5 protein-coding genes are annotated in these 5,887 nt (G+C 67.5%); 2 read left to right on the forward strand and 3 right to left on the reverse strand.

Translation table 11 applies throughout. The annotated features are described in order from the left end of the window. Positions 1–68 precede the first annotated feature (68 nt). The gene (gene dnaE / locus ACYVE9_RS08585; protein WP_461027145.1) at positions 69–3,611 is read right to left on the reverse strand and encodes a DNA polymerase III subunit alpha; all 3,543 of its coding nucleotides are present in this window, start codon (positions 3,609–3,611) and stop codon (positions 69–71) included. Positions 3,612–3,705: 94 nt separating this feature from the next. Continuing rightward, on the reverse strand, positions 3,706–3,966 hold the full coding sequence (locus tag ACYVE9_RS08590; RefSeq protein ID WP_461027146.1) for a GntR family transcriptional regulator: 261 nt from the start codon (positions 3,964–3,966) through the stop codon (positions 3,706–3,708). Positions 3,967–4,017: 51 nt separating this feature from the next. Between ACYVE9_RS08590 and ACYVE9_RS08595 the strand changes: the two genes are divergently transcribed. Continuing rightward, a complete protein-coding gene (locus ACYVE9_RS08595) occupies positions 4,018–4,140 on the forward strand; it encodes a hypothetical protein (RefSeq protein ID WP_461027147.1) in 123 nt (40 codons plus the stop codon). A gap of 359 nt (positions 4,141–4,499) precedes the next feature. Here ACYVE9_RS08595 and ACYVE9_RS08600 read toward each other — a convergent pair whose 3' ends face one another. Further along, positions 4,500–5,042, reverse strand: a complete 543-nt coding sequence (locus ACYVE9_RS08600; protein ID WP_461027148.1) for an SMI1/KNR4 family protein — start codon at positions 5,040–5,042, stop codon at positions 4,500–4,502. A gap of 380 nt (positions 5,043–5,422) precedes the next feature. Between ACYVE9_RS08600 and ACYVE9_RS08605 the strand changes: the two genes are divergently transcribed. Continuing rightward, positions 5,423–5,887: hypothetical protein (locus ACYVE9_RS08605; protein WP_461027149.1), on the forward strand; the 465-nt coding region annotated here is incomplete at its 3' end.

Here is a 5,887-nt window from a genome sequence, read left to right on the forward strand (position 1 = left end):
GCCGCGTTCGGCGCTCCCCACCGGCACGTCCCGGCCCCGCGCGGGACCGGGGCGGGTTCCGGCGGCCGTCAGCCGGCGAGGCAGGACGGGCCGAGCAGCGCCTTGAGGTCGCCGAAGAGCGCCGGGTCGTTCGTCACCCGGTGCCGGTCCAGGCGCAGCACCGTCGTCTTGCGTGAGCCCTGGAGCTTGACCCGCACCTCGGTGGCGCCTCGGTGGTGGGACAGGACCTCACCGAGCTTCTCCACCAGCGGCGGTGTGATCTTGGCGGACGGAATGGTGATCGTCACCGGCGCGTTGGCCGACGCCTCGCTCAGGTCGGGGACCATCAGCTCCATCGCGACCAGCCGGGGAACGTCCTCCCGCTTGTCCAGCCGCCCCTTGATGAAGACGACAGCGTCCTCGACCAACTGGGTGGAGACGAGCTGGTAGGTGGCGGGGAAGAACATGCAGTCCAGCGAACCGGCCAGGTCCTCGACGGTGGCGATGGCCCAGGCGTTGCCCTGCTTGGTCATCTTGCGCTGCAACCCGGAGATGATGCCGCCGATGGTGACGATCGACCCGTCGGAGTAGTCACCGCCGGTGAGCTGCGAGATGGCGGCGTCGGCCTTCTCGCCGAGCACGTGCTCGATACCGAACAGCGGGTGGTCGGAGACGTACAGGCCGAGCATCTCGCGTTCCTGGGCGAGCAGGTAGGACTTGTCCCACTCGATGTCGGAGAACTCCACGTCCAGGCCGAAGCCCGGGGTGTCACCGCCGTCGTCCCCGCCGAGGTCGCCGAAGAGGTCGAACTGCCCCTCGGCCTCCTTGCGCTTGACCTGCACCACGTTGTCGATCATCGGCTCGAACTGGGCGGTGAGGCCCTTGCGGGTGTGGCCCATGGCGTCGAAGGCGCCGGCCTTGATCAGCGACTCGATGGTCCGCTTGTTGCAGACGACCGACTCGACCTTGTCGAGGAAGTCCGGGAAGGAGCTGTACCTGCCCTTCGCCTTGCGGCACTTGACGATCGAGTCCACGACGTTCTGGCCGACGTTGCGGACCGCCGTCAGGCCGAAGACGATGGTGTCGTCACCGCGCGGCGTGAAGTTGCCCTCGGACTCGTTGACGTCCGGCGGCAGCACCTTGATGCCCATCTTGCGGCACTCGTTGAGGTAGACCGCCGACTTGTCCTTGTCGTCGCGCACCGAGGTGAGCAGCGCCGACATGTACTCGGCCGGGTAGTTGGCCTTGAGGTAGGCCGTCCAGTAGGTGACGAGGCCGTAGGCGGAGGAGTGCGCCTTGTTGAAGGCGTAGCCGGCGAACGGGACCAGCACGTCCCACACGGCCTTGACGGCCTCGTCGGAGTAACCGCGCTCGCGCATGCCGGCCTGGAACGGCACGAACTCCTTGTCCAGGACCTCCTGCTTCTTCTTGCCCATCGCCCGCCGCAGCAGGTCGGCCTGACCGAGCGTGTACCCGGCCAGCACCTGGGCGGCCTTCTGCACCTGCTCCTGGTACACGATGAGGCCGTGCGTGATGTCCAGGACCTCCCTGAGCGGCTCCTCCAGCTCGGGGTGGATGGGGGTGATCTCCTGCTGCTTGTTCTTGCGCAGCGCGTAGTTGATGTGCGAGTTCATGCCCATCGGGCCGGGCCGGTACAGGGCCGAGACGGCGGAGATGTCCTCGAAGTTGTCCGGCTTCATCATGCGCAGCAGGGAGCGCATCGGGCCGCCGTCGAACTGGAAGACGCCGAGGGTGTCGCCGCGTTGCAGCAGCTCGTACGTCTTCGGGTCGTCCAGCGGCAGGTCGAGCAGCGAGATGTCGACGCCCTTGTTCTTCTTGATGGCCTTCTGCGCGTCGTCCATGATCGTGAGGTTGCGCAGGCCCAGGAAGTCCATCTTCAGCAGGCCGAGCGACTCGCAGCTCGGGTAGTCCCACTGGGTGACGACCACACCGTCGTTCTTCGGTGAGAACACCGGCACGTGGTCGATCAGCCGCTCGCTGGACATGATCACGCCAGCCGCGTGCACGCCCATCTGCCGCACCAGGCCCTCGATGCCGCGGGCCGCGTCGATGACCTTGGTGACGTCCGGCTCGTTCTCGTACATCGAGCGGATCTCGCCGGCCTCGCTGTACCGGGGGTGGTTCTTGTCCGTGATGCCGGACAGCGGGATGCCCTTGCCGAGCACGTCGGCCGGCATCGCCTTGGTGATGCGGTCGCCGACCGCGTACGGGTAACCGAGCACCCGGGCAGAGTCCTTGATGGCGTTCTTCGCCTTGATCGTGCCGTAGGTGCCGATCATGGCGACCTTGTCGGCGCCGTACTTCTCGGTGACGTACCGGATCACCTCACCGCGCCTGCGCTCGTCGAAGTCGATGTCGACGTCGGGCATGGAGACGCGCTCGGGGTTGAGGAACCGCTCGAAGATCAGGCCGTGCACGATCGGGTCGAGGTCGGTGATGCCCATGGCGTACGCGACGATCGAACCGGCCGCCGAGCCACGCCCGGGGCCGACCGCGATGCCGTTGTTCTTCGCCCACATGATGAAGTCCGCGACCACGAGGAAGTAGCCGGGGAACCCCATCTCGATGATGACGCCCATCTCGTAGGCGGCCTGCCGCTGGCGGTCCTCGGGCACGCCGCCGGGGTAGCGCCGCTCCATGCCGCGCTTGACCTCCTCCTGGAACCAGGAGACCTCGTCGTAGCCCTCGGGCACCTCGAAGCGCGGCATCAGGTTCCGGGGCTTGAACATGCCGTCGGTGTCGATCCGGTCGGCGATCAGCAGCTGGGTGTTGCGGCACCCCTCCTGCCAGGCGTCGGAGTTGTCGATCGCGTACATCTCGGCGGCCGACTTGAGGTAGTAGCCGGAGCCGTCGAACCTGAAGCGGTCCGGGTCGGAGAGGTTGCTGCCGGTCTGGATGCACAGCAGGGTGTCGTGGGCCTGCGACTCGTGCTCGTAGGTGTAGTGCGAGTCGTTGGTGACGACGAAGGGCGCGCTGATCTTCCGGGCGACCTCCTCCAGCCCGGCGCGGGCCCGGCGGTCGATGTCGATGTTGTGGTCCATCAACTCGACGAAGAAGTTCTCCTTGCCGAAGATGTCCTGGTACTCGCCGGCCGCCTTCACCGCCTCGTCCATCATGCCGAGCCGGATCTTGGTGGAGACCTCACCGGACGGGCAGCCGGTGGTGGCCATCAGGCCGTCCGCGTACTCCGCGAGCAGTTCGCGGTCCATGCGCGGTTTGCGGAAGAAACCCTCCAGGCTGGCCCGCGACTGGGCCCGGAACAGGTTGTGCAGACCCTCCTTGTTGCGGGCCCACATCGTCATGTGGGTGTAGGCGCCGTTACCCGACACGTCGTCGCGCTTCTGGTGCGGCGCGCCCCACTTCACCGGCCGGGTGAACCGCCGCGACTCCGGGGCGAGATACGCCTCGATGCCGACGATGGGAACGATGCCCGCGCCCTGCGCCTGATGGAAGAAGTCGTACGCCCCGTGCAGGTTGCCGTGGTCCGTCATGGCGATGTGCGACATCTCCATCTCGCCGCACGCGTTGAACATGTCCTTCAGGCGGGCCGCACCGTCCAGCAGCGAGTACTGAGTGTGCACGTGCAGATGCGTGAACGGCTTGTCGGTCACGGGGTGAGCCACCTCCGGCGCGGGATCATCAGGGGCAGCTCCGAAGTCTACGGCCGCCCACTGACACCCCGGGTCCCGTTCCGCCCCGGACGCCCTACGCGCCCGATCCGGCCCCCGCTCCCCCGGCGTCTCCGCCGTCTCCGGAGCGCCGGGCGACGAAGGAGCCACGCTGCGGCACCACGAAGACCTCACCCTTCTCGGCAAGCAGGGCGATGGCCCGGCGCACCGTAGTGCGGGCCAGTCCATACTCCTGCACGAGCGCGGCCTCGGAGGGAATGGCACGGTGCACCGCCCAGTCCCCGCGAGCAATACGCGCCTCGATGATTGCGGCGAGCTGCCGGTACCAACCCCTCAAGGGCCCGCCCCACGCCCACTCCCCCGCACCGAGCCCATCGACGGTGACGCGGTGGCGTCGGTGCGTCCGTATGTGGTGGCCAGCGAGCAGCGGCAGCGGCGGCTGGACCTGCTGCTCGCCCCCGACGGCATCGATGTCGGTCCGTTCCGCATCCACGGCGTGGAAGTGGTGTGACGTGCTGCGCACCCTGCTGCACCTGGCACTGCCCGTGCTGGCCGTCGTCGCCGTCACGGGCGGCCTGTGCGGCACGTGGGCGGCCTACGCGCGACGTCTACTGAGCGCGCCACGGTGACAGCACGCCAGGGTCGGCGCTGCCCGTCCACCCGGCCGTCGGGCTACCCCGATGCGCCCCGCATCCGCTGCCTGATGACCGCCGGCCACGGTGGCCCGCACCTTGACGCTCACGGCCTGCACTGGGTCGACCGGGACGCCGCGCTCCACCAGGCACTGCGCCGGCACTTCGGCGCGGAACCACAGCCGGAGCCCATTCCTCGCCCTCAACAACACGAAGAACGAAAGAGCGGGACAGGATTTCAGCCCCCGATGGTGCTCCCATCATATTGAATGAACGAGTTGGAGAACTGAGCAAAGGTCTTTGAAATCAATTCTGTACGAAGTTCACCCCTCACCCAGGCAAGCAAGAAGCCACTACTCGTCACTTCAAATACCTCCCACTCCCCGTCAAGGCTTTGAACAACCACCGGCCACCTTTCAGCCTCCGCTTCACCGCCCCGACTCCACCAGTAGATATACTCACCGTCTCCGGTACTCGCCCAGGCAAGCAGCCTGTCACGCCGCGTGTCCAGCCACGACGGCGCTTCCTCACCCGCCTGCCAAAGGATACGTAGTGCACCTTCTCGCTCGACCACTCCTCGGACCAGGTCGTATGGCTCACCATCGCCTCGCGGAGCATGAAGCCAGAGGTGCGAATCAAAACTGCCGCCTCCGAAATTGGTGACCATCGCCCGGTAGTCGGAAGGAAGCGGAGCACCAATTCGCCGAACCACATCACCCCAGTCAGTGTTGTGTCGAACGTTCGGGTACGACACCCTGGCCCACTGTGCGAGTTCCGCCACGGACACCACTACCTCCCCCCGTTGATGAGGGACACGTGCGAACCGAAATTCGCAATCTTTCGAGAGATTCTCGCCATGACTGCACCGTGTCTTCGTTGACACGCAAGGCAGGCCGCGCCATAGAACCGTGCTCCGCCGCAATCGTGGACGAGGACCGGCGTAGCCCCCGCGAGGGCACGGTCAGTGTGGATGCCTTCGACGGTGGTCGCGTCCTGAGGACCGCCGAGGCGCGCGGTAGTGCGGCAACGGGCTCGGTACCGCGCACCCCTCCCCGGTTCCCTGAACCGGGGAGGGCCCACGATCACGTCCAGGTCCCGAGCCGATCCCGATCCGGCGCCTTGACCTGACGCTTACCCCCGTCCGTGGCACACTCGGGCGCGATGGGCATATCAGGAGCAGGCTTCCGGGCAGCGCGCGCCGCGGTCTTCACCGCGGTGTGCGTCACGCTGTCCGTGGGCACCCACGTCCTGCTCTCCGCCTCGCCCGTGCCCCTGCTGCCGCTGCTCGCCGTGACGGGTGCCGTCTTCCTGGTCGCTTTCGCCCTGGCCGGGCGGGAGCGCGGCTACTGGCACATCGCCGCGCTGCTCGTCCCGCTTGAGTTGGCGGCGGACACGGTCTTCACCACCGGCCAGCAGACCTGTTACGGCCCGACCGGCGGCCCGGTGACGGGCCCCCTGCGCACAGTCGGCTTCGACCTGGTCTGCGCGGGTGGCAGCTTCGGCACGCCGCTGGCCCGGTTCGCCGGCGACGTGCCTGTCACTCCCCTGGCGCATCCGGCGACCCCGTGGCTGCTGCTGACCGCTCACGTCGGCCTCGGTCTGGTCGCAGCCGCCTGGCTGCGACGC

It is taken from the genome of Streptomyces sparsus (assembly GCF_054776295.1).